At 65.4% G+C, this 21,529-nt stretch carries 21 protein-coding genes; 9 read left to right on the plus strand and 12 right to left on the minus strand.

What is annotated here, in order from left to right; genetic code table 11:
* The first annotated feature begins 54 nt into the window (after positions 1 to 54).
* From ACEF39_RS18190 to ACEF39_RS18220, 7 genes are all read left to right on the plus strand, one after another.
* Positions 55 to 1,332, plus strand: a complete 1,278-nt coding sequence (locus ACEF39_RS18190) for an efflux RND transporter periplasmic adaptor subunit (RefSeq protein WP_500286084.1) — start codon at positions 55 to 57, stop codon at positions 1,330 to 1,332.
* A gap of 31 nt (positions 1,333 to 1,363) precedes the next feature.
* The gene (locus tag ACEF39_RS18195) at positions 1,364 to 2,086 is read left to right on the plus strand and encodes an ABC transporter ATP-binding protein (RefSeq protein WP_032976565.1); all 723 of its coding nucleotides are present in this window, start codon (positions 1,364 to 1,366) and stop codon (positions 2,084 to 2,086) included.
* Between the two features lie 10 nt (positions 2,087 to 2,096).
* Entirely contained in the window at positions 2,097 to 3,401 is a 1,305-nt protein-coding gene (locus ACEF39_RS18200) for an ABC transporter permease (protein WP_500286085.1), read from the plus strand.
* 21 nt (positions 3,402 to 3,422) lie between these two features.
* Entirely contained in the window at positions 3,423 to 4,637 is a 1,215-nt protein-coding gene (locus ACEF39_RS18205; protein WP_500286086.1) for an ABC transporter permease, read from the plus strand.
* A 1-nt stretch (position 4,638) separates the two neighbouring features.
* Positions 4,639 to 5,019: a PDZ domain-containing protein gene (locus tag ACEF39_RS18210; protein WP_500286087.1), complete on the plus strand. Its 381-nt coding sequence runs from the start codon at positions 4,639 to 4,641 to the stop codon at positions 5,017 to 5,019.
* Between the two features lie 136 nt (positions 5,020 to 5,155).
* Positions 5,156 to 6,502 carry a sigma-54-dependent transcriptional regulator gene (locus ACEF39_RS18215; protein WP_500286088.1) on the plus strand — a complete coding sequence of 449 codons (1,347 nt, stop codon included), beginning with the start codon at positions 5,156 to 5,158 and terminating at the stop codon, positions 6,500 to 6,502.
* Positions 6,499 to 7,860 (plus strand): sensor histidine kinase, encoded by a 1,362-nt coding sequence (locus ACEF39_RS18220; RefSeq protein ID WP_500286089.1) that lies wholly within the window; start codon positions 6,499 to 6,501, stop codon positions 7,858 to 7,860. The genes ACEF39_RS18215 and ACEF39_RS18220 overlap by 4 nt, the downstream gene beginning before the upstream one ends.
* A gap of 475 nt (positions 7,861 to 8,335) precedes the next feature.
* On the opposite strand, the gene ACEF39_RS18225 is transcribed toward ACEF39_RS18220, so the two are convergent.
* Together ACEF39_RS18225 and glmU are read right to left on the minus strand one after the other, a co-directional pair.
* Entirely contained in the window at positions 8,336 to 8,869 is a 534-nt protein-coding gene (locus tag ACEF39_RS18225; RefSeq protein WP_500286090.1) for a GNAT family N-acetyltransferase, read from the minus strand.
* On the minus strand, positions 8,838 to 10,205 hold the full coding sequence (glmU, locus tag ACEF39_RS18230; RefSeq protein WP_500286091.1) for a bifunctional UDP-N-acetylglucosamine diphosphorylase/glucosamine-1-phosphate N-acetyltransferase GlmU: 1,368 nt from the start codon (positions 10,203 to 10,205) through the stop codon (positions 8,838 to 8,840). Before glmU ends, ACEF39_RS18225 begins: the two co-directional genes overlap by 32 nt.
* A 78-nt stretch (positions 10,206 to 10,283) precedes the next feature.
* Here glmU and ACEF39_RS18235 point away from each other — a divergent pair, with 78 nt between their 5' ends.
* Positions 10,284 to 10,667: a GtrA family protein gene (locus ACEF39_RS18235; RefSeq protein WP_500286092.1), complete on the plus strand. Its 384-nt coding sequence runs from the start codon at positions 10,284 to 10,286 to the stop codon at positions 10,665 to 10,667.
* Positions 10,668 to 10,744: 77 nt separating this feature from the next.
* On the opposite strand, the gene ACEF39_RS18240 is transcribed toward ACEF39_RS18235, so the two are convergent.
* The 9 genes from ACEF39_RS18240 to ACEF39_RS18280 all read right to left on the minus strand — a co-directional run bounded on the left by ACEF39_RS18240 (position 10,745) and on the right by ACEF39_RS18280 (position 17,910).
* Entirely contained in the window at positions 10,745 to 11,167 is a 423-nt protein-coding gene (locus tag ACEF39_RS18240; protein WP_025877355.1) for a F0F1 ATP synthase subunit epsilon, read from the minus strand.
* Positions 11,168 to 11,279: 112 nt separating this feature from the next.
* Positions 11,280 to 12,686, minus strand: a complete 1,407-nt coding sequence (gene atpD, locus ACEF39_RS18245; RefSeq protein WP_089237045.1) for a F0F1 ATP synthase subunit beta — start codon at positions 12,684 to 12,686, stop codon at positions 11,280 to 11,282.
* A 38-nt stretch (positions 12,687 to 12,724) separates the two neighbouring features.
* Positions 12,725 to 13,588 carry a F0F1 ATP synthase subunit gamma gene (gene atpG / locus ACEF39_RS18250; RefSeq protein WP_089237047.1) on the minus strand — a complete coding sequence of 288 codons (864 nt, stop codon included), beginning with the start codon at positions 13,586 to 13,588 and terminating at the stop codon, positions 12,725 to 12,727.
* A gap of 95 nt (positions 13,589 to 13,683) precedes the next feature.
* On the minus strand, positions 13,684 to 15,231 hold the full coding sequence (atpA, locus tag ACEF39_RS18255) for a F0F1 ATP synthase subunit alpha (protein ID WP_089237049.1): 1,548 nt from the start codon (positions 15,229 to 15,231) through the stop codon (positions 13,684 to 13,686).
* Between the two features lie 44 nt (positions 15,232 to 15,275).
* Entirely contained in the window at positions 15,276 to 15,803 is a 528-nt protein-coding gene (locus tag ACEF39_RS18260) for a F0F1 ATP synthase subunit delta (RefSeq protein ID WP_230111829.1), read from the minus strand.
* Positions 15,804 to 15,805: 2 nt separating this feature from the next.
* The gene (locus ACEF39_RS18265) at positions 15,806 to 16,276 is read right to left on the minus strand and encodes a F0F1 ATP synthase subunit B (protein WP_025877365.1); all 471 of its coding nucleotides are present in this window, start codon (positions 16,274 to 16,276) and stop codon (positions 15,806 to 15,808) included.
* A 114-nt stretch (positions 16,277 to 16,390) separates the two neighbouring features.
* On the minus strand, positions 16,391 to 16,693 hold the full coding sequence (atpE, locus tag ACEF39_RS18270; protein ID WP_089237053.1) for a F0F1 ATP synthase subunit C: 303 nt from the start codon (positions 16,691 to 16,693) through the stop codon (positions 16,391 to 16,393).
* Positions 16,694 to 16,757: 64 nt separating this feature from the next.
* Complete coding sequence (gene atpB, locus ACEF39_RS18275) at positions 16,758 to 17,546, minus strand: F0F1 ATP synthase subunit A (protein WP_176019520.1); 789 nt, start codon at positions 17,544 to 17,546, stop codon at positions 16,758 to 16,760.
* 31 nt (positions 17,547 to 17,577) lie between these two features.
* Positions 17,578 to 17,910, minus strand: a complete 333-nt coding sequence (locus ACEF39_RS18280) for a hypothetical protein (RefSeq protein ID WP_032952006.1) — start codon at positions 17,908 to 17,910, stop codon at positions 17,578 to 17,580.
* A 497-nt stretch (positions 17,911 to 18,407) separates the two neighbouring features.
* On the opposite strand from ACEF39_RS18280, the gene ACEF39_RS18285 reads away from it, so the two are divergent.
* The gene (locus ACEF39_RS18285) at positions 18,408 to 19,226 is read left to right on the plus strand and encodes a hypothetical protein (protein WP_089237057.1); all 819 of its coding nucleotides are present in this window, start codon (positions 18,408 to 18,410) and stop codon (positions 19,224 to 19,226) included.
* A gap of 449 nt (positions 19,227 to 19,675) precedes the next feature.
* On the opposite strand, the gene lpdA is transcribed toward ACEF39_RS18285, so the two are convergent.
* Positions 19,676 to 21,484 carry a dihydrolipoyl dehydrogenase gene (lpdA, locus tag ACEF39_RS18290; protein WP_500286093.1) on the minus strand — a complete coding sequence of 603 codons (1,809 nt, stop codon included), beginning with the start codon at positions 21,482 to 21,484 and terminating at the stop codon, positions 19,676 to 19,678.
* Between the last annotated feature and the right edge of the window lie 45 nt (positions 21,485 to 21,529).

The following is a 21,529-nucleotide window of genomic DNA, read 5'->3' on the forward strand; positions in this document are numbered from 1 at the left end:
GCTGTGTGCTTTATGTAGGGCACCACTCTGGCACCACCGACAGGCACGAACCCGATGATCCGCGACACCTCCGCCCAGGACCAGATCGTTTCCTCCGCTTCGGCCAGTGCTCCCAAGGCCGCATGGCACCGTTACCGCTGGCCGGCGCTGGCTGGCATCGCCCTGCTCGCCGGCATCGGCTGGGCCGTGCATGCCTGGTCCAACGCCAGCCGCTCGTTCGACAGCAGCCGGGTGCGCGTGGCCGAGGTGCAGCGTGGCGACCTGGTGCGCGACATCGCCGCCGACGGCCGTGTGATCGCCGCCAACAACCCGGTGCTGTATGCGATCTCCGCCGGCACCGTCGACCTGAAGGTGGTCGCCGGTGACGTGGTCAAGAAGGGCCAGGAGCTGGCGATCATCGACAGCCCCGAGCTGCGCAGCAAACTCGCCCAGGAGGAGGCCACCCTGGCCGGCCTGGAAGCCGAGGCCAGCCGCGCCAACCTGGATGCCACCCTGGCCCGTGCCAAGTCGCGCAAGGAAACCGATCAGGCCAGCATCGAGCGGCAGGCCGCCGACCGCGACCTGCAGCGCTACCAGCGCGGCTTCGATGGCGGTGCGGTGCCGCAGATCGATCTGGCCAAGGCCCAGGACACCCTGAAGAAGGCCGACATCAGCCTGGCCAATGCCACCACCGATGCGCGCCTGCAGAGCCAAGGCGCGGACCTGGACGCCCGCAACAAGCGCTTGCTGGCCGACCGCCAGAAGGCCGTGGTGGCCGAAGTGCAGCGCCAGGTCGACGCGCTGACCCTGCGCGCACCGTTCGATGGCCAGGTCGGTCAGGTGCAGGCCACCCAGGCCACCAACCTTGCTGCCAACGCGCCGGTGCTCGGTGTGGTCGACCTGTCCAAGTTCGAAGTCGAGATCAAGGTACCGGAAAGCTTCGCGCGCGATCTGGCGATCGGCATGCCGGCGCAGCTGACCGGCGGCAACGGCCAGCCGTTCCCGGGCGAGATCAGTGCGGTGTCGCCGGAAGTGGTCAATGGCGAGGTCAATGCCCGGGTCCGCTTTGCCGCCGCCCAGCCGGAAGGCCTGCGCCAGAGCCAGCGGATGTCGGTGCGGGTGCTGTTGGATACCCGCAGGAACGTCATGAAGGTCGAGCGTGGCCCGTTCGTGGAACAGGGCAACGGCGTGGCGTACGTGATGGATGGCCGCACCGCGGTGCGCCGTCCGATCGAACTGGGCGTCAGCAGCCTGGGCGAAGTGGAAATCAAGTCGGGTGTGCAGCCGGGGGACCGCATCGTGGTCTCGGGCAGCGACCTGTTCAAGGACGCCGAACGCGTCTCCGTCAACTGACAACTCATACATCCTGGAGAGAGGACACCCCATGTACATGCTCGAAATGCGTTCGGTCGCCAAGGTCTTCCGTACCGAACAGGTGGAAACCCACGCGCTGCGTTCTCTTGAACTGCAGGTCAAGGAAGGCGAGTTCGTCGCCGTCACCGGTCCGTCCGGCTCCGGCAAGACCACCTTCCTCAACATCGCCGGCCTGCTGGAGACCTTCACCAGCGGCACCTACATGCTGGATGGCCAGGACGTCAGCAAGCTTGGCGATGATGCCCGCAGCCGCCTGCGCAACCAGAAGATCGGCTTCATCTTCCAGGGCTTCAACCTGATTCCGGACCTCAACCTGTTCGACAACGTGGACGTGCCGCTGCGCTATCGCAAGATGAGCGCCGGCGAGCGCCGCGAGCGCATCGAGAAGGCGCTGAGCCAGGTCGGCCTGGGCTCGCGCATGAAGCACTACCCGAACGAACTCTCCGGCGGCCAGCAGCAGCGCGCGGCGATTGCCCGTGCCCTGGCCGGCAGCCCCCGTCTGCTGCTGGCCGACGAACCGACCGGCAACCTGGACACGCAGATGGCGCGCGGGGTGATGGAACTGCTGGAGGAGATCAACGCCGCCGGCACCACCATCGTGATGGTCACCCACGACCCGGAACTGGCCGCGCGCGCGCAGCGCAACGTGCATATCGTCGACGGCCAGGTCACCGACCTGGTACGCGAGCCGGTGCTGGCCACCCCACGTCGCATCGTCGCCGTCAACGAGTGAGGGCACGCCCATGTTCGCCTACTACGCCCGACTGGCGGTGCGCAGCTTCCGCCGCAACAAGGTACTGACCGCGCTGATGGTGGTAGCCATCGCGCTGGGCATCGGTGCTTCGATGACCACCCTGACCGTGTTCCATGTGCTGTCCGGCGACCCGATCCCGGACAGGAGCGACCGCCTGTTCTACGTGCAGGTCGATCCGCGCCCGCGCTCGGGTTACCTGACCGGCGAAGAGCCGGAAACCCAGATGACCCGTTTCGATGCCGAGACGCTGCTGCGCGAGAAGCGTGGCGAGCGCCAGGCGATGATGAGTGCCGGCGCTGTGACCGTCGAACCGGAAGGCAGCACGTTGAAGCCGTTCAACATCGATACGCGCTGGACCTCAGCCGATTTCTTCCCGATGTTCAACGTGCCGATGCTGTATGGCCGCGCCTGGACGGCCAGCGACGATGACGGCCGCGCCCGCGTGGTGGTGCTGTCCAAGGTCATCAACGACAAGCTGTTCCAGGGTGCCGACAGTGTCGGCCGCCAGGTCCGTGTCGATGGCCATTCGCTGCGGGTGATCGGCGTGATGGACACCTGGAATCCGGAACCTCACTTCTTCGACCTGACCGTGGGCAACTACGGCCGCGAAGAGGATCTGATGATGCCGCTGTCCACCGCGATGGACCTGAAGTTCGGCAGCAACGGCAACATGAACTGCTTCCGCGACGGTGCTCCCGGCGACGACAGCAATTCCATCAATGCACCGTGCACCTGGATCCAGTACTGGGTGGAGCTTGACCCGTCCAAGGCCGAAGACTATCGCCGCTACCTGGTCAACTATTCGGACCAGCAGCGTGCTGCCGGCCGTTTCGAACGCCCCGCCAACGTGCGCCTGCGCAGCGTGATGGAGTGGCTGACCTTCAACAACGCGGTGCCCAGCGACGTGCGCCTGCAGATGTGGCTGGCGCTGGGTTTCCTCGGTGTCTGCCTGGTCAACACCGTCGGCCTGCTGCTGGCCAAGTTCCTGCGCCGCAGCGGTGAGATCGGCGTGCGTCGCGCACTGGGCGCCAGCCGCGGGCAGATCTTCCTGCAATGCCTGGTTGAGGCGGGCGCGGTGGGCGTGGTCGGTGGCGTGCTCGGCATCGGCCTGGCACTGCTGGGCCTGTATGCAGTGCGCCAGCAGCCGGTGGACTACGCCAAGCTGGCCCACCTGGACGGCAACATGCTGCTGCTCTCCCTCGGCCTGACCCTGCTCGCCAGCGTCGCTGCCGGTTTCCTGCCCGCCTGGCGCGCGATGCAGGTCACCCCGGCCATCCAGCTCAAGTCGCAGTAAGCACCAGAACGAGGACTTTCCATGGACATCCGCCCCATCCTCAGCACCCTGCGCCGGCACAAGACCGCAGCCGCATTGATCGTGCTGGAAATCGCCCTGACCTGCGCCATCGTCTGCAATGCCCTGTTCCTGGTCACCCAGCGCGTGGAAAAGATCAGCCAGCCCAGTGGCCTGGCCGAGAACGAACTGGTCATGGTCCGGGTCAGCGGCATCGGCAAGCAGACCAACGCCATGGCCCGCACCAACGAAGACCTGGCGTCGCTGCGCGCGATCCCCGGCGTGACCAGCGTGGCCAAGGTCAACCAGCTGCCGTTCCGCCGCAACTCGAGCAACACCAGCATCTCGCGCGAGCGGGAGCAGGAACGCCCGACGGCCTTCGTGTCGCAGTACATGGTTGGTGAGAACGCTCTGTCCACGCTGGGCCTGCAACTGGTCGCCGGGCGAGACTTCCTGCCCAGCGAGTACATCGACCTGGAAGAAGCGCAGAAGAACCCGAAGCCTGACCGCGCCGCGCCGGTAATCATCAACCAGCAGGTCGCCGCCAAGATGTACCCGGACCAGAGTGCGCTGGGCAAGACGTTCTACATGGGCAACCAGGCCCTGCATGTGGTCGGCGTGGTCGCCCATCTGGCCACCCCCACCGATTACAACGACAACAGCACCTTGTCGATGATCCTGCCGGTACGTACCGACTTCACCCGTGGGCCGTACATGCTGCGGACCTCACCGGAACGCCGCGATGAAGTGTTGAAGGGCGCGCTGGCCGCGCTGGAGCATAACGACCCCAACCGCCTGGTGCGCGAGAAGCTGACCTACCAGGAACAGCGCGCCGACTACTTCAAGAACGACCGCTCCATGGTCGGCCTGCTGGTCACCGTGTGCATCGCGCTGCTGGTGGTCACCGCACTGGGCATCGTCGGCCTGGCCAGCTTCTGGGTGCAGCAGCGCAGCAAGCAGATCGGCATCCGCCGCGCATTGGGCGCCACCCGTGGGCAGATCCTGCGCTACTTCCAGACCGAGAACTTCCTGCTGGCCACGCTCGGCATTGTGCTCGGCATGCTGGCGGCGTACGCCATCAACCTGGCACTGATGAACATGTACGAGCTGCCGCGCATGCCGCTGCTGTACCTGCCGCTGGGCGCAGCGCTGCTGTGGCTGCTGGGCCAGATCGCCGTGTTCGGTCCGGCCCGCCGCGCTGCGGCGGTGCCCCCGGCCGTCGCCACGCGGGGCGCGTGAGATGCGTGCCAGCCTGCTGGTGCTGTTGTTGGCCCTGCCGCTGCCGGTACTCGCCGGCACCAGCAGCGCGCAGACGCTGGAGTGGCGCCAGGACGATGCGCGGCTGGCGCTGCGCTCGACCGAGGGCGTGGTGCGGGTGGATGTGGCCAGCCCGGAAGCCCGCTTCGGTGTGCGCAGCGGCGACCGCATCCTGCGCGTGGACGATTCGCCGGTGCGGCAGATCGAGCAGCTCGTCGACGCCGTGCAGGCGGTATCGACGCCCACCGTCTACCTGCTGCTGCGCCGCGACGGGCGGATGCTCACCGTGCCGGTGAACGTGGCCCAGTGGCGCCCCGCGCTGGCGCCGCCGGCTCCCCCGCCTCCGCCTCCGCCACGGCGCTGAGGCCGGGCGGCTCCTGCGCCGCCATCGGTTTGGCTATGCTTGGTGGGTGGCGCCGAAAGCTCCGGCCTCATCCACCCTTTTCCGTGCGCGGCGCCGGCGCTTTCCGGCGCTTCCCTGCCCTCCCAGAAGCCGCCGAATGCCTGCGATCCTGATCATCGACGACAACGCCAGCGTGGGAACCGCGCTGGACGTGCTGTTCTCCCTGCACGACATCGACACCCTGCAGGCGCAGAGCCCGGCCGAAGGGCTGGCGCTGCTGGAATCGCAGGCGGTAGACCTGGTGATCCAGGACATGAACTTCAGCGAGGACACCACCTCCGGCGAGGAAGGCGAGGCACTGTTCGCGCAGATCCGCGAACGCCACCCCGATCTGCCGGTGATCCTGCTGACTGCGTGGACCCACCTGAGCAGCGCGGTGGACCTGGTCAAGGCTGGTGCCGCCGACTACCTGGCCAAACCCTGGGATGACCGCAAGCTGCTGACCACGGTCAACAACCTGCTGGAACTGTCCGAAGCGCGGCGCGAACTGGACCAGCGACGCCAGCGCGAGCAACGCCAGCGCCATGCACTGGAAGACAAATACGCATTGTGCGGCGCGGTGTTCGCCGACCCCGCCAGCGAGCGGGTGATCGCCCTGGCGTGCCAGGTCGCGCGCTCGGAGCTGCCGGTGCTGATCACCGGCCCCAATGGCGCGGGCAAGGAGAAGATCGCGCAGATCATCCAGGCCAACTCGCTGGTGGCCAAGGGCCCGTTCGTGGCGGTGAACTGCGGCGCCCTGCCCTCCGAACTGATCGAGGCCGAACTGTTCGGTGCCGAGGCCGGCGCCTACACCGGCGCCAACAAGGCGCGCGAAGGCAAGTTCGAGGCAGCCGACGGCGGCACGCTGTTCCTGGATGAAATCGGCAACCTGTCGCTGGGCGGGCAGATGAAGCTGCTGCGCGTGCTGGAGACGGGGCGCTTCGAACGCCTGGGCTCCAACCGCGAACGCCAGGTCAAGGTGCGCGTGGTCAGTGCGACCAATGCCGACCTGCCGGCAATGATCCGCGAGGGCACGTTCCGCGAAGACCTGTACTACCGGCTCAACACGGTGGAACTGGCGCTGCCGCCGCTGGCCGACCGCCCCGGCGACATCGTGCCGTTGGCCGAGCATTTCCTCAGCATCGACAAGCCGCTGTCCAGCGCGGCGGCCAGTGCGCTGCAGCGACATCTGTGGCCGGGCAACGTGCGCGAGCTGCGCAACGTGATCCAGCGTGCCGAACTGCTGGCCACGGGCAACCGCATCGAAGCAGGCGATCTCAACCTGCCGCGCGCACCTGCTGCTCCGCGCCCGACGCCAAGCGCCGGCAATGATCCCGACCGCGCACGCATCGAGGAAGTGCTGGCGCGCAACCACGGGGTCATCGCCCAGGCCGCCGCCGAGCTTGGACTGAGCCGGCAGGCGCTGTATCGGCGCATGGATCGGCACGGCATTCCGCGCGAATGAAACGGCGCTCCTTCACCTTCCGCCTGTTCCTGCGCCTGCTGCCGGTGCTGGCGCTGGCTGCCGCGCTGCCGTGGCTGCTGGCCTACTGGATGGACCATGGCTGGGTGGTGACCACGGTCTCCACGATCATCCTGCTGTCATTGATGTGGTGGACACTGCGCCGCGCCACCGCACCGGTGCGCTCGTTGATGCGGGCGCTGTCCGGGACCACCAGCAGCTACCGCGACGGTGAGTACAACTTCGGCATCTACTGGCCCGGCAATGACGAACTGGGTGACCTGGTGCAGGCGCACCGCGAACTGGGCGAAGTGCTGCGTGCGCAGCGCCAGGGCCTGGTGCAGCGCGAACTGCTGCTGGATACCATGGTGCAGAACACGCCGGTGGCGATGCTGCTGATCGCCGCCGGTGGCGATGGCATTTCCCGCGTGGTGTTCTCCAACCTGGCCGCGCGCAAGCTGCTGCACAGCGGCTGGAAGCTGGAAGGCCAGCGCATGGAAGACGTGCTCGAGCAGCTGCCGGTGGAGCTGCGCGACGCCATCGGCCGCGGCGGCGACAGCTTGTTCGCGGTGAAGTCGGAAAGCGAAGACGGCGTGGAAGGCGACGAGGATGACGAACAGGTCTATCACCTGTCGCGGCGCGCGTTCCAGCTCAACGGCCGCCCGCATGACCTGCTGTTGGTACGCCAGCTCACTGCCGAACTGCGCCGGCAGGAAGTACAGACCTGGAAGAAGGTGATCCGGGTGATCAGCCACGAGCTCAACAACTCGCTGGCGCCGATCGCATCGCTGGCACACTCCGGCGGCGAACTGGTCAAGCGCGAACGCTTCGACCGGCTGCCGGAGATCTTCACCACCATTGAAGACCGCGCACGGCATCTGGAAGGCTTCATCCGGGGCTACGCACGTTTCGCCAAGCTGCCGCAGCCGCAGCTGCAGACCGTGCACTGGGCGCCGTTCCTGTCCAGCCTGTGCCAGCAGATTCCGTTCACGATGGAGCGTGAACTCGACGAGGAGCTGAGCAGCCGGATCGACATCGCCCAGTTCGGCCAGGCCCTGCTCAACCTGCTGAAGAACGCGCACGAGGCCTGCGCCGAAGCAGATCCGCCGAACGACGACGTACAGGTGCAGCTGACCCGGCTGCCACAGTGGTTGCGGCTGGATGTGCTGGACCGGGGCAAGGGCATGAACGAGCAGGTGCTGCAGAATGCGTTGATGCCGTTCTATTCGACCAAGCGCAATGGCACCGGCCTGGGGCTGGCACTCACCCGCGAGATCGTCGAGGCGCACGGTGGCAGGGTATCGCTGCAGAACCGCACCGACGGCGGGCTGTGTGTGTCGATCCTGTTGCCGGTGGGGTAGGTTTGTTCTTCCTTCTTCTGTTGATTGCTGAAGGTTGATCACGGTTCATGGGCGTCACTTTTCTTTTCGCGCGAAAAGAAAAGTAACCAAAAGAAACGCGCCGCCAGTCCGCGAGCCGTCGTGCTGCGCACGCCGACACCCTGCGGTGCTCGGCTCGCTTCAAGGCGGACTCGAGAAGCAGAGCAAAAGCATCCACGCATGACGTGGATCTACTGGGTGCAGCTGTGGACTTTGACTTGGGTCCGCCTTGAAGCGAGCCGAGCACCGCAGGGGAATCAGGGGCGAAGAGGTGCCGATGTCTGAGCGCAGCGAGTTCGGCACCGGCCCCTGATTCGCCGAGGAGCGCAGGGCACCGATGCGCAGCATCGGCTCGCGGCCGGCGGAACGTTTCTTTTGGTTACTTTTCTTTGCGTACAAAGAAAAGTGACACCCATTAACAATGATCAACCTTCAGCAAGCAACAGAGGAAGCAAAACTAAAGCACCCGTCGCATCGCCACCCGCAGGTGCATCGGAAATCCCAGCGCGGCTTCCTCCGCCATCACCGCTTGCAGGCCCACGCCCCACTCAGCCTCCGGCAGCACGTTGAATCCTTCGCTGGCGTAGAATGGCGCATTCCACGGCACATCGGACAGCGTGGTCAGGACTGCGGCAGCGTAGTCACGCATCTTGGCCACGGCCAGCGCATGGCGCAGCAACGCGCGTCCGTAGCCACGCCGCGCGTGGTTGGGATCCACATCCATCTGCAGCACATGGAAATCGCCGTCGAGTGCACCGCCCAGCAGGTAGCCAGCGATGTCGCCATCGGCGCCCTCGATGACCCACAACTGACCACGCCGCAGTCCAGCCTGCAGCGTGAGCAGATCCAGACCATGACCGGCGAACACCGGGTACGCCTCGTGCCCGCGCAGCAGTTCGCCCGCACGCTGTTCGATGCGGGGCAACGCGTCGAGCTCGTCGACGCGCGGTGGCCTCGGCTCAGCTTTTCTTGATGGGGCGCTGCCAGCCATCGATCGTTTCCTGGCGCGCGCGGGCCACGGTCAGCTTGCCGTCCGGCGCAGTGCGGGTGATGACCGAACCTGCGGCAATCGTTGCCCCTTCACCGATCTGCACCGGCGCCACCAGCGAACTATTGGAGCCGATGAAGGCGTTGTCGCCGATGGTGGTGGTCGACTTGTTCACGCCGTCGTAGTTGCAGGTGATGGTGCCCGCACCGATGTTGACCTTGCTGCCGATCACTGCATCGCCCAGGTAGGTCAGGTGGTTGGCCTTGCTGCCCACCCCCAGGGTGACCTTCTTGGTTTCCACGAAGTTGCCCACGTGCACGCCATCGGCCAGCACGGTACCGGGGCGCAGGCGCGCGAACGGGCCGATCTGTGCCGCACCCTCGCTGATCACGCCTTCCACATCGCAGTGCGCACGCACTTCGGTGCCCGCGCCGAGAGTAACGTCCTTCAGCCGGGTGAACGGGCCGACGGTCACGCCATCGCCGAGCACCACCTTGCCTTCAAGAATCACATCGACATCGATCATCACGTCGCTGCCGACGATCACTTCACCGCGGATATCCACCCGCGCCGGATCCCGCACGCGCGCGCCCTGGATGCATAGCGCGCGCACTGCGCGGCGTTGCCAGGCGCGTTCCAGCTGCGAGAGCTGCCAGGGATCGTTCGCGCCTTCCGCGTCCTGCGCATCGGCCACCAAGGCCATCTCCGCCGGAGTGAACTCGCGGGCGGCGAAGGCGAACACATCGGTCAGGTAGTACTCGCCCTGCGCGTTGCTGTTGGACAGCTGCGACAGCCAACGGCGCAGCGCGGTCGACTCGGCAGTGATGATGCCGGTGTTGATGATGCGCACCCGGCGCTGTTCGTCATCGGCGTCCTTCTGCTCGACGATCGCCCCCACCTTGCCTTCCGCATCGCGCAGCACGCGACCATAGCCGGTGGGATCCTCGACATCGGCAACCAGCACGGCCAGCCGGCCCGGCTGGGCCAGCAGGTCGCGCAGGGTCTGCGCACGGATCAACGGCACATCGCCATACAGCACCAGCACCTGTGCGGCGTCGGGCACCTCCGGCATGGCCTGGGCCACGGCGTGGCCAGTACCCAGCTGCTGCACTTGTTCCGCCCACAACAGGTCCGGCTGGTCAGCGAAGTAGTGCCGCACCTGGTCCCCGCCGTGGCCGTACACCACGTGGATGGCAGCCGGCTGCAGTTCGCGCGCCGTGGCGATCACATGCGCCAGCATCGGCTTGCCGGCGATCGGCTGCAGTACCTTGGGCAGCACCGATTTCATGCGCTTGCCGGCGCCAGCGGCGAGGATGATCACGTGCAGGGGTTGGGTCATGCGGGTGGTCCACGATTTGATGCGGTGATTCTAGAACGGGGGCCGTTAACATGGAGCCCCCACCATGACCCCGGCACCATGAGCCTGCTCCGCCAAGGCCGTTCCTATTTCGTCATCGGCCTGCTGCAGCTGCTGCTGGACTGGGCGGTGTTCGTACTGGCAACGGCAGCCGGCATGCCTGCTGCACCCGGCAACGTCTGTGGACGCGTGGCCGGCATGCTGCTGGGTTTCTGGCTAAATGGACGCATCACCTTCGCCGACGCCAACGGGCAGCGCCTGGGTTGGCGTCGCTTCGCACGATTCCTGCCGCTGTGGTTGCTGCTGACCACGGCCAGCACGCTGCTGGTGGCCGCCGCCGACCATGTGCTGGGCCTGCAGTACGCGTGGCTGGCAAAGCCGCTGGTGGAAGCGGGCCTGGCGGTGGTGTCTTTCCTGCTGCTGCGCCATGTCGTGTACCGGTAACGGCGTCTCCGCTGCGTCGTCGACACATACAAAAACGCCGGCACGTGGCCGGCGTTCCTGCTTGATGGTGCTGGACCTCAGTGCTTGAGGGTCTTGCGCAGGCGCTCCAGCGCCTGCAGCTGGACAACGGCTTCGGCCAGCTTCTGCTGGGCTTCGGCCACTTCCATCGCTTCGCCGCGGTTGGCCAGGATGCGCTCGGCTTCTTCCTTGGCCTTGCGAACCGAGGCTTCGTCGATGTCCTGTGCGCGGATCGCGGTGTCGGCCAGCACGGTCACCACCTGCGGCTGCACTTCCAGGATGCCGCCGGAAATGGCGAAATCCAGCTGCTCGCCGCTCGGCGTGGTCACTACCACCTTGCCCGGCTTCAGGCGGGTGATCAGCGGTGCGTGCTTGGGCGCGATGCCCAGTTCGCCCAGCTCACCGGTGGCCACGACCAGGGTCGCTTCGCCACGGAAGATTTCCTGCTCGGCGCTGACGATGTCGCAACGGATGGTGCTCATGTAACTCTCTTCGCTAGGGGGCGGGTCGAACCCACCGCAGGGATTCCGCAGCGGTGGGCGCAGGCCCACCCCGTGTCACGGTCGGGACGGGCGTGTGCCCGTCCCTGCCGCATCAGGCCTTCTCGGCCATCTTCTTGGCCTTCTCGACCGCTTCTTCGATGCTGCCGACCATGTAGAACGCCTGCTCCGGCAGGTGGTCGTACTCGCCATCGACGATGGCCTTGAAGCCACGGATGGTGTCCTTCAGCGACACGTACTTGCCCGGCGAGCCGGTGAACACTTCGGCCACGTGGAACGGCTGGCTGAAGAAGCGCTCGATCTTGCGGGCGCGCGACACGGCCTGCTTGTCTTCTTCGGACAGTTCGTCCATGCCCAGGATGGCGATGATGTCCTTCAGTTCCTTGTACTTCTGCAGGGTCTGCTGGACGCGCTGGGCGGTGTCGTAGTGCTCGTGGCCGATGACCAGCGGGTCCATCTGGCGGCTGGTGGAATCCAGCGGATCGACCGCCGGGTAGATACCCAGCGAAGCGATCGAACGCGACAGGGTCACGGTCGAGTCCAAGTGGGCAAAGGTGGTCGCCGGCGACGGATCGGTCAAGTCATCGGCCGGCACGTAGACGGCCTGGATCGAGGTGATCGAACCATTCTTGGTCGAGGTGATGCGCTCCTGCAGGACGCCCATTTCCTCGGCCAGGGTCGGCTGGTAACCCACTGCCGACGGCATACGACCCAGCAGTGCCGACACTTCGGTACCGGCCAGGGTGTAGCGGTAGATGTTGTCGACGAACAGCAGCACGTCCTTGCCCTTGCCGTTCTCGTCCTTCTCGTCGCGGAAGTACTCGGCCATGGTCAGGCCGGTCAGGGCGACGCGCAGACGGTTGCCCGGCGGCTCGTTCATCTGGCCGTACACCATCGCGACCTTGTCCAGGACGTTGGAGTCCTTCATCTCGTGGTAGAAGTCGTTGCCCTCACGGGTACGCTCACCCACGCCGGCGAACACGGACAGACCGCTGTGCGCCTTGGCGATGTTGTTGATCAGTTCCATCATGTTGACGGTCTTGCCGACGCCGGCGCCGCCGAACAGGCCGACCTTGCCGCCCTTGGCGAACGGGCACATCAGGTCGATGACCTTGATGCCGGTTTCCAGCAGCTCGGTGGCCGGGGACTGGTCTTCGTACGACGGAGCAGCGCGGTGGATTTCCCAGGTGTCGCTGGCGGCGACCGGACCGGCTTCGTCAATCGGACGGCCGAGCACGTCCATGATGCGGCCCAGGGTGCCTGCGCCGACCGGCACGGAAATGCCGCGCTCGGTGTTGGTGGCCACCAGGTTGCGCTTCAGGCCATCGGTGGAGCCCAGCGCGATGCAGCGGACCACTCCGTCACCGAGCTGCTGCTGCACTTCCAGGGTGATTTCGGTGTTGTCCACCTTCAGCGCGTGGTACACCTTCGGCACCGACTCGCGGGGGAATTCGACGTCGACGACGGCGCCGATGATCTGAACGATCTTGCCCTGACTCATTGCTGCATCCTCTAAATGTGTGCTTTTAACGAACGCGGTCAGACTGCTGCCGCGCCGCCGACGATTTCGGAGATTTCCTGGGTGATCGCTGCCTGGCGGGCCTTGTTGTAGACCAGCTGCAGGGTTCCGATCAGCTTGTTGGCGTTGTCACTGGCCGACTTCATCGCCACCATGCGCGCGGCATGCTCGGAAGCGACGTTTTCCAGCAGCGCCTGGTACACCAGCGACTCGATGTAACGCGTCATCACGTGCTCGAGCACGGTCGCGGCATCGGGTTCGTACAGGTAGTCCCAGTCGTGGTGCGCAACCTGCTTCTCCGCGGCCGGCAGCGGCAGCAGCTGATCGAAGCTGGCCTTCTGCACCATGGTGTTGACGAAGCGGTTGTAGACCAGATACACGCGGTCGACCTTGCCTTCGGTGAAGGCGTCGAGCATGACCTTGATCACACCGATCAGCGATTCCAGCTTCGGCGTGTCGCCGATGTGGGTCACCGTGCCGACCATGTTCACCTTGACCCGGCGGAAGAAGGTCGATGCCTTCTGGCCGATGGTCACCAGGTCCACTTCGGCACCCTTGTCCTGCCAGGCCTTGGCTTCGCCAAGCATCTTGCGGAACAGGTTGTTGTTGAGGCCGCCGGCCAGACCGCGATCGGAGGAGATCACGATGAAACCGACCCGCTTGACCTGCTCACGCTCGACCAGGAACGGATGCTGGTAGTCGGTGCTGGCCTGCGCCAGGTGGCCGATCACCTGCTTCATCGCCTGCGCGTACGGACGCGAGGTCTTCATCCGATCCTGCGCCTTGCGGATCTTGGAGGCCGAGACCATTTCCAGGGCGCGCGTCACCTTGCGGGTGTTCTGCACGCTCTTGATCTTGGTTTTGATTTCGCGTCCGCTTGCCATCTTTTATTCCCGTGGCGCGGGGCCTGGGCCCCGCGTTGTTCAACCGTTTGATCGTCTGGTCCAGCGGAGCATCGCTCCGCTCTACAGGACCTCGATTACCAGCTGCCGGTGGTCTTGAACTCGACGATGCCCTTCTTGAAGGCACCTTCGATGTCGTTGTCCCAACCGCCGGTGGCGTTGACCTTGCCGATCAGCTCGCCCTGGGTGTTGGCGAAGTGCGCGTGCAGGCCTTCTTCGAACGCCAGCAGCTTGCTGACCGGCACGTCGTCGAGGTAACCCTCGTTGACGGCGTAGATCGACAGCGCCTGGTTGGCGATCGACATCGGTGCGTACTGCTTCTGCTTCATCAGCTCGGTGACGCGCTGACCGCGCTCCAGCTGCTTGCGGGTGGCTTCGTCCAGGTCCGACGCGAACTGCGCGAACGCAGCCAGCTCGCGGTACTGGGCCAGCGAGATACGGATGCCGCCAGACAGCTTCTTGATGATCTTGGTCTGCGCCGAACCACCGACGCGCGACACCGAGATACCGGCGTTCACGGCCGGGCGGATGCCGGCGTTGAACAGATCGGTTTCCAGGAAGATCTGGCCGTCGGTGATCGAGATCACGTTGGTCGGAACGAACGCGGAGACGTCGCCGGCCTGGGTTTCGATGATCGGCAGCGCGGTCAGCGAACCGGTCTTGCCGGTGACCTTGCCTTCGGTGAACTTCTCGACATATTCCTCGGACACGCGGGCAGCGCGCTCGAGCAGACGGGAGTGCAGGTAGAACACGTCACCCGGGTAGGCTTCACGGCCCGGCGGGCGCTTCAGCAGCAGCGAGATCTGGCGGTAGGCCACGGCCTGCTTGGACAGATCGTCGTACACGATCAGCGCGTCTTCGCCGCGGTCCATGAAGTACTCGCCCATGGTGCAGCCCGAGTAGGCGCTGATGTACTGCATCGCGGCCGATTCGGACGCGGTGGCAGCCACCACGATGGTGTGCGCCAGGGCGCCGTTCTCTTCCAGCTTGCGCACGATGTTGGCAACGGTCGAGGCCTTCTGGCCGATCGCTACGTACACGCACTTGATGCCGGTGCCCTTCTGGTTGATCACCGCATCGATGGCCAGCGCGGTCTTGCCGGTCTGGCGGTCACCGATGACCAGCTCGCGCTGGCCACGGCCGATCGGGATCATCGAGTCGACCGACTTGTAACCGGTCTGCACCGGCTGGTCGACCGACTTGCGCCAGATCACGCCCGGCGCAACGCGCTCCACCGGAGCGGTCAGGTCGGTGCCCAGCGGGCCCTTGCCGTCGATCGGTTCGCCGAGTGCGTTGACGACGCGGCCCAGCAGTTCCGGACCGACCGGCACTTCCAGGATGCGGCCGGTGGTCTTGGCGACGTCACCTTCGCGCACTTTCTCGTAGCCACCCAGGACCACGGCGCCGACCGAGTCGCGCTCCAGGTTCAGGGCCAGGGCGAAGGTGTTGTTCGGCAGTTCGATCATTTCGCCCTGCATCACGTCGGCCAGACCGAAGATGCGCACGATGCCGTCGGACACGCTGGTCACGGTGCCTTCGTTGCGCGATTCCGCGGCCAGCTTGACCTTCTCGATGCGGTTCTTGATCAGTTCGCTGATTTCGGAGGGGTTGAGCGTGGTTGCCATCGTCAAGTCCTAGTGCCGGCAGCGGGGCCGGACGTTAAATGAATTCAGTTAGCGAGCGCGGTCTGCAGACGGGCCAGCTTGCCCTTCAGCGAACCATCGATGACCACGTCGCCGGCGTCGATCACAGCGCCGCCGATCAGCGAGGCGTCGACCGCGGTGGTCACTTCGACCTCGCGGTTGAAGCGCTTGCGCAGCGCAGCCTTGATCGCGTCCAGCTCGGCAACCGACAACTCGGCCGCGGAGGTCACCGTGGCCTTGACCACGTGCTCGGCCTCGGCGCGCAGTGCGTCGAACATGCCAGCGATTTCCGGCAGCAGCGGCAGACGATGCGATTCGGCAAGCACAGCCAGGAAGCGCGAGTAGGTCTCGCCGCGGGACTCCGGCGCCAGCAGGGCGACGGCGTCATCGCGACCCAGCTCCGGGTTGGCGAGCAGGGCCGCCACGCGCGGGTCGGCGGCGACGTGGGCGGAGAACGCCAAAGCGTCCGACCACGGCGCGAACGCGCCTTCGTCACGCGCGGTCGCGAAGGCGGCGCGGGCGTACGGGCGGGCAAGCGTGAGGGCCTGGCTCATCCTTAAATCTCCGAGGCCAGCTCGTCGAGCAGCGCCTTGTGGGCGTTGGCGTCGATTTCGCGCTTGAGCAGCTTTTCGGCACCGGTCACGGCCAGCGCGGACACCTGCTTGCGCAGATCTTCACGGGCACGGTTGGCGGCGGCGTCGATTTCAGCCTGGGCCAGGTCCTTCTGACGGGTGGCTTCGGCAACAGCTTCGTTGCGGGCCGCGTCGACGATCTGGTTGGCACGCGCATGGGCCTGGTCGATGATCTCGTTGGCCTTGGTGCGGGCTTCCTTCAGCGCTTCATTGACCTTGTCCTGCGCCTGGGCCAGATCTTTCTGGCTGCGGTCGGCAGCAGCGAGGCCTTCAGCGATCTTCTGCTGACGCTCTTCGATCGCGTTCATCAGCGGCGGCCAGATCTTGGTCGCGATGAGCCAGATCAGGGCGGCAAAGGCCAGGGCCTGGGCGATGAGGGTAAAACCGATATCCATGGGGTTCGCTCAGTCGGTTGTGACGGGATGGAGGCGCCGCCACACGGGCGGCGCATCCGAACCTTCATCCGCGACCAGGCGCCTGCGGCGCCCGGTCGTTTCGCTTTCGCTGGATCAGCCAGCGATTGCCGGCAGGCGCGAGACGAACTCGCCGACCATCGGGTTGGCGAAGGCGAACAGCAGGCCCACGGCGACCGAGATGATGAAGGCGGCGTCGATCAGGCCGGCGGTGATGAACATGCGGACCTGCAGGACCGGGATCAGTTCCGGCTGGCGCGCGGCCGACTCCAGGAACTTACCGGCCATGATGGCCAGACCCAGACCGGCGCCCAGCGCGGCCAGGCCGATCATGATGCCGACGGCGAGGACGGTGGAGCTCTGAACTTGGGCGAGATTGGTCAGGACGGCGAAGTACATGGTTTTCTCCAGGAACTTGATTGCTAAGGGTTTAGAAACAAACGGATGAAGGGTGAAGCGAAACTCAGTGAGCGTCTTCCGACAGGCTCAGGTACACGATGGACAGCATCATGAAGATGAAGGCCTGCAGCGGAATCACCAGAAGGTGGAACAGCATCCAGCCGAAGCCGGCGAACGCGCCTGCAAACATGCCGGCGATACCTGCACCGCCCAGCACCCAGATCAGCAGGAACACGATTTCACCGCCGAACATGTTGCCGAACAGTCGCATCGCCAGCGAGATCGGCTTGCTCAGCCACTCGACGATGTTCAGGATCAGGTTGAACGGCATCATCCACTTGCCGAACGGTGCGGTCAGGAATTCCTTGGCGAAACCGCCAAAGCCCTTGGAGCGCAACGCGAAGAACAGCATCAGGAAGAACACGCTGATCGACATGCCCAGGGTGGCATTGACGTCGGCAGTGGGCACCGGCTTCCAGTACGGCACGCCCATCAGTTCGAGCGGCTTGGCGATGAAGTCGGCCGGGATCATCTTGATGAGGTTCATCAGGAGGATCCAGAAGAAGATCGTGATCGCGATCGGGGTCACCAGCTTGCTGGTGCCGTGGTAGGTGTCCTTGGCCTGGCGGTCAACGAACTCCAGGCAGATCTCGACGAACGCCTGCCACTTGCCCGGCACGCCGGAGGTGGCCTTGCGGGTGCCGAGCCAGAAGGCGACGACCATCACCAGGCCCATCAGCAGCGAGGTCACCAGCGTGTCCACGTGGATTGCCCACGGAGAGCCATGACCTGCCGTCAGATTGTGCAGGTGATGCTGGATGTAGGAGGTGGGTGTAAGCGCCTCGCCTGCCATGTGTCCGGAACCTTAAGTTAAATGAATTCGATTAGCGCCTGGCCATGGCCAGGACCTGGAACATCAGCCCGACGGCGATACCGGCCAACAGCGCCAATGCAGGCAGCTTGAAGACCAGGAACCCCACCATCAGGACACCAAAAACGAGCGCCCACTTGGCCACGATCGCAACGATCAGGCGTGCCATGGCCGAACCGGCCCCCAGCGCACCACCACCCAATGCCATCCGTGCCGCCACCCAACCACCGGCCGAAACCGCCACACCGGATGCCAGGGCACCAAGGGCATACTTCGGCCCTACCAGCAGGAAGGCCAGAGCCAGGACAGCCACTGCGGCCAGCGGGTAGACCGCGGCGCGCAGCATCAGTCGCCGACCCGTTTCTACGGAGTTCAGCACAGGACGTCCCGCGTGGTTACAAGTGGATGGCTGAGGCGACTACAGCAGGGGGGCCTCATCGAGCCGCCAAATTATAGCAATGGGACAATTTGCGAGACAACCGGTGCCTGTTCATATCGGAACAGCGCAAGTTGCGGTAAGGGCTGCGCTTCTACAGCCCACCATGGGGACAATGACATCTGCGCGATGTTGCGCCGCAACGTATTCAACTTTGGTCGCAGGCGATGGAACTTTCCGCCGAGGGCGATGGTCCGATCTTGCGACCTGCCTGCAGCTACCTCGTCGACGCTTCGCCTGCAGGTCCCCATGATGGCCCCGAAGCGCCGCTCCGGGGCCATCTTTTTCGCTCGGCACCGACAGCGCTGAACCGTCCACACCGCGTGGACCATACGTTCACGGATGGTGGACAGCGACGTCCGGCAAAGTGGTCTTCATTCCGATGAACCACTGCAAGGACTCTTTCGATGCGCTCCGTCCCCACCCTGCTCGCCCTCTCGCTTCTCGCCGCCGGCGCGTCGTTCGCCTCCGCCGCCCATGCCGCCGAAGGCGATGACCGCTTCGCCCTGCGCCTGGGTGCGATGAACATCGACTCGGACAATACCCTGCGCGGCAACACCAACGTCGCCGGCCAGGACATCGGCTTCTCCGAGGACTTCAAGCTGGGTGGCAAGGAATGGGAGCCGCGTATCGACGGCATGTTCCGCATCAGCAACCGCCAGCGCCTGCTGTTCAACTACTTCAAGTACGACAAGGACCGCCGCGAGACGCTCGGCCAGGATATTTCCTTCGGCAACGTCAACGTGCCGGCCGACAGCTTCGTCAAGGCCGAGCTGAAGTACCAGGTGGCCAGCCTGGTGTATGACTACTCGGTGGTGGACACCGAGAAGTTCGACCTCGGCCTGCAGCTGGGTGCCGAGTACGCGAAGGTCAGCACCAAGGGCTACGCTGACCTGGGCACGGTGTACGAAGGCCAGTTCCTGGACGAGAAGACCGACGGTGTGGCGCCGGTGGTCGGTGCACGCCTGAGCTTCACCCCGTCCGAAAAGTGGATGATCACCCTGCAGGGCCAGTACCTCAACACGCGCTGGGGCAGCTTCGACGACTACAAGGGCGACCTCAGCCGCGCCAACGCGATCGTCGATTACCGCTTCACCGACAACTTCGGCGTGTTCGCCGGCTACGACTGGTTCAAGCTGGATGCGGACAAGAAGGGCAGCGACGGCACCATCGGCCTGAAGCAGGAATTCAAGGGCCCGGTGGCCGGTATCAGCGTCACCTTCTAAGCCCTGCGCCTCTTCCACAACTCTCTCTCCTGGCGCGGCCTCCGGAACATCGGGGGCCGCGTTTTTTGTGCTGTTGTTCCGTGCAGGGGCAAGAGCAGGATGGTCGAGCGCTGGAGGGAGAGGGGGCTGCGTGCGAATGTCCCCCGGCGCCAGCCTGCGGCCGTCCCCTCCTCCTTTACTTCGCACCCACCCCCCTCTCCCTCCGCGTGTCAGGCATCCGGGCGGCTTTGGCACTGGCTCTCGACTGTCCGCAAGCCGAGCCGCTGCGCGGGTGGCAGGCGTTTCGACAAAGTAAAGGAGGAGGCGACCGCCGCAGGCGGACGACGGGGGACATTTGTCGAAATGCCTGCCGCCCGCGCAGCGGCCCTACAGCTCGCAAAAATCCGGAACGGAGAAACAAAAAAACCCCGGCAATGCCGAGGCTTTTTGTTCGGGAAGGCGCGGGCGCCTTATTTCTTCTTCGGCATGTACAGATCGGTGATCGTGCCGTCGTAGATTTCCGAGGCCATCGCCACCGATTCGCTCAGCGTCGGGTGCGCGTGGATGGTGTGGCCGATATCTTCGGCTTCGGCACCCATTTCGATTGCCAGGCCGATCTCGGCCAGCAGATCACCAGCATGCACGCCGACGATGGCACCACCGATGATGCGGTGGCTGTCTTCGTCGAAGATCAGCTTGGTGAAGCCCTCAGTGCGACCGATGCCGATCGCGCGGCCGCTGGCGGCCCACGGGAACTTGGCCACGCCGACCTTCAGGCCCTTGGCCTTGGCTTCGGTCTCGGTCACGCCGACCCAGGCGATTTCCGGGTTGGTGTAGGCCACCGACGGAATCACGCGGGCCACCCACTCCTTCTTGTGCCCGGCAGCCACTTCGGCCGCCAGCTTGCCCTCATGCGTGGCCTTGTGGGCCAGCATCGGGTTGCCGACGATATCGCCGATGGCAAAGATGTGCGGCACGTTGGTGCGCATCTGCCGGTCGACCGGAATGAAGCCGCGGTCGGTGACCTGCACGCCGGCCTTGTCCGCGTCGATCTTCTTGCCGTTCGGCGAGCGGCCCACGGCCACCAGCACGCGGTCGAAGGTGCCCTGTGCCAATGCCGGCGCCTGGCCTTCCTCGGCAGCCTCGAAGGTCACGGTGATGCCCTTGGCATCGGCGGTCACGCCGGAGGCCTTGGTCTTCAGGTGAACCTCGATGCCCTGCTTCTTCAGGCGGTCGGCCAGCGGCTTGACCAGGTCCTTGTCAGCGCCCGGCATCAGCTGGTCCATGAACTCGACCACGGTGACCTTGCTGCCCAGCGCACCGTACACGGTGGCCATTTCCAGGCCGATGATGCCGCCACCGACGACCAGCAGCGAACCCGGCACTTCGGCCAGTTCCAGTGCGTCGGTGGAGTCCATCACGCGCTTGTCGTCCCACGGGAAGTTCGGCAGCTTCACCGCCTGCGAACCGGCGGCGATGATGCACTTCTGGAAGCGCAGCAGTTGGGTGCTGCCGTCTTCAGCCGTGATCAGCAGTTCGTTGGCCGACACGAACGTGCCAACGCCCTGCACGTTGCGGACCTTGCGCTGCTTGGCCATGCCGGCCAGGCCCTTGGTCAGCTGGTTGACGACCTTTTCCTTGTACTGGCGCAGCTTGTCCAGGGTGATGGTCGGCTTGCCGAACTCGACGCCGAAATCACCGGCGTGGGCGACTTCGTCGATCACCGCAGCGGCATGCAGCAGCGCCTTGGAGGGGATGCAGCCCACGTTGAGGCAGACGCCGCCGAGGCTGGCATAGCGCTCGACCAGCACGGTATCCAGGCCGACGTCGGCGGCGCGGAACGCGGCGGTGTAGCCGCCTGGGCCCGAGCCCAGCACGACCATTTCGCATTCGATGTCGGCGGCCTTGCCACTGGCCAGCGCTGGCTTCGGTGCGGCAGGCTCGGCCGGGGCGCGGTGCGACGGGGTCACCGGCGGCTTGCTGGCCGGAGCGGCTGCAGCCGGGGCCGGCGCAGCGGCCTTGGCCGGCGCTTCAGCGGCGCCCTCGGTCTCCAGCAGCACGACAACCGCGCCTTCGGACAGGGTGTCGCCCAGCTTGACCTTGATTTCCTTGACCACGCCGGCAGCCGAGGACGGCACTTCCAGGGTGGCCTTGTCCGACTCCAGGGTCACCAGACCCTGGTCTTTCTTCACCGTATCGCCAACGGCGACCAGCACTTCGATCACCGGTACATCGCTGTAATCGCCGATGTCGGGAACCTTGATTTCAATCGTGGCCATGGTGGGTTTTCCTCGTGCCCGACCGGCGTGGCCGGTGGGCTGTCA

The sequence above is a fragment of the Stenotrophomonas indicatrix genome (assembly GCA_041545745.1).
Lineage (GTDB): Bacteria > Pseudomonadota > Gammaproteobacteria > Xanthomonadales > Xanthomonadaceae > Stenotrophomonas > Stenotrophomonas indicatrix_A.

Excerpts from the sequence above, each read along its gene's own strand:
- ACEF39_RS18190 (WP_500286084.1), top strand. The coding sequence starts at position 55 with ATGATCCGCGACACCTCCGCCCAGGACCAGATCGTTTCCTCCGCTTCG.
- ACEF39_RS18195 (WP_032976565.1), top strand. The coding sequence starts at position 1,364 with ATGTACATGCTCGAAATGCGTTCGGTCGCCAAGGTCTTCCGTACCGAA.
- ACEF39_RS18200 (WP_500286085.1), top strand. The coding sequence starts at position 2,097 with ATGTTCGCCTACTACGCCCGACTGGCGGTGCGCAGCTTCCGCCGCAAC.
- ACEF39_RS18205 (WP_500286086.1), top strand. The coding sequence starts at position 3,423 with ATGGACATCCGCCCCATCCTCAGCACCCTGCGCCGGCACAAGACCGCA.
- ACEF39_RS18210 (WP_500286087.1), top strand. The coding sequence starts at position 4,639 with ATGCGTGCCAGCCTGCTGGTGCTGTTGTTGGCCCTGCCGCTGCCGGTA.
- ACEF39_RS18215 (WP_500286088.1), top strand. The coding sequence starts at position 5,156 with ATGCCTGCGATCCTGATCATCGACGACAACGCCAGCGTGGGAACCGCG.
- ACEF39_RS18220 (WP_500286089.1), top strand. The coding sequence starts at position 6,499 with ATGAAACGGCGCTCCTTCACCTTCCGCCTGTTCCTGCGCCTGCTGCCG.
- ACEF39_RS18225 (WP_500286090.1), bottom strand. The coding sequence starts at position 8,869 with ATGGCTGGCAGCGCCCCATCAAGAAAAGCTGAGCCGAGGCCACCGCGC.
- glmU (WP_500286091.1), bottom strand. The coding sequence starts at position 10,205 with ATGACCCAACCCCTGCACGTGATCATCCTCGCCGCTGGCGCCGGCAAG.
- ACEF39_RS18235 (WP_500286092.1), top strand. The coding sequence starts at position 10,284 with ATGAGCCTGCTCCGCCAAGGCCGTTCCTATTTCGTCATCGGCCTGCTG.
- ACEF39_RS18240 (WP_025877355.1), bottom strand. The coding sequence starts at position 11,167 with ATGAGCACCATCCGTTGCGACATCGTCAGCGCCGAGCAGGAAATCTTC.
- atpD (WP_089237045.1), bottom strand. The coding sequence starts at position 12,686 with ATGAGTCAGGGCAAGATCGTTCAGATCATCGGCGCCGTCGTCGACGTC.
- atpG (WP_089237047.1), bottom strand. The coding sequence starts at position 13,588 with ATGGCAAGCGGACGCGAAATCAAAACCAAGATCAAGAGCGTGCAGAAC.
- atpA (WP_089237049.1), bottom strand. The coding sequence starts at position 15,231 with ATGGCAACCACGCTCAACCCCTCCGAAATCAGCGAACTGATCAAGAAC.
- ACEF39_RS18260 (WP_230111829.1), bottom strand. The coding sequence starts at position 15,803 with ATGAGCCAGGCCCTCACGCTTGCCCGCCCGTACGCCCGCGCCGCCTTC.
- ACEF39_RS18265 (WP_025877365.1), bottom strand. The coding sequence starts at position 16,276 with ATGGATATCGGTTTTACCCTCATCGCCCAGGCCCTGGCCTTTGCCGCC.
- atpE (WP_089237053.1), bottom strand. The coding sequence starts at position 16,693 with ATGTACTTCGCCGTCCTGACCAATCTCGCCCAAGTTCAGAGCTCCACC.
- atpB (WP_176019520.1), bottom strand. The coding sequence starts at position 17,546 with ATGGCAGGCGAGGCGCTTACACCCACCTCCTACATCCAGCATCACCTG.
- ACEF39_RS18280 (WP_032952006.1), bottom strand. The coding sequence starts at position 17,910 with ATGCTGCGCGCCGCGGTCTACCCGCTGGCCGCAGTGGCTGTCCTGGCT.
- ACEF39_RS18285 (WP_089237057.1), top strand. The coding sequence starts at position 18,408 with ATGCGCTCCGTCCCCACCCTGCTCGCCCTCTCGCTTCTCGCCGCCGGC.
- lpdA (WP_500286093.1), bottom strand. The coding sequence starts at position 21,484 with ATGGCCACGATTGAAATCAAGGTTCCCGACATCGGCGATTACAGCGAT.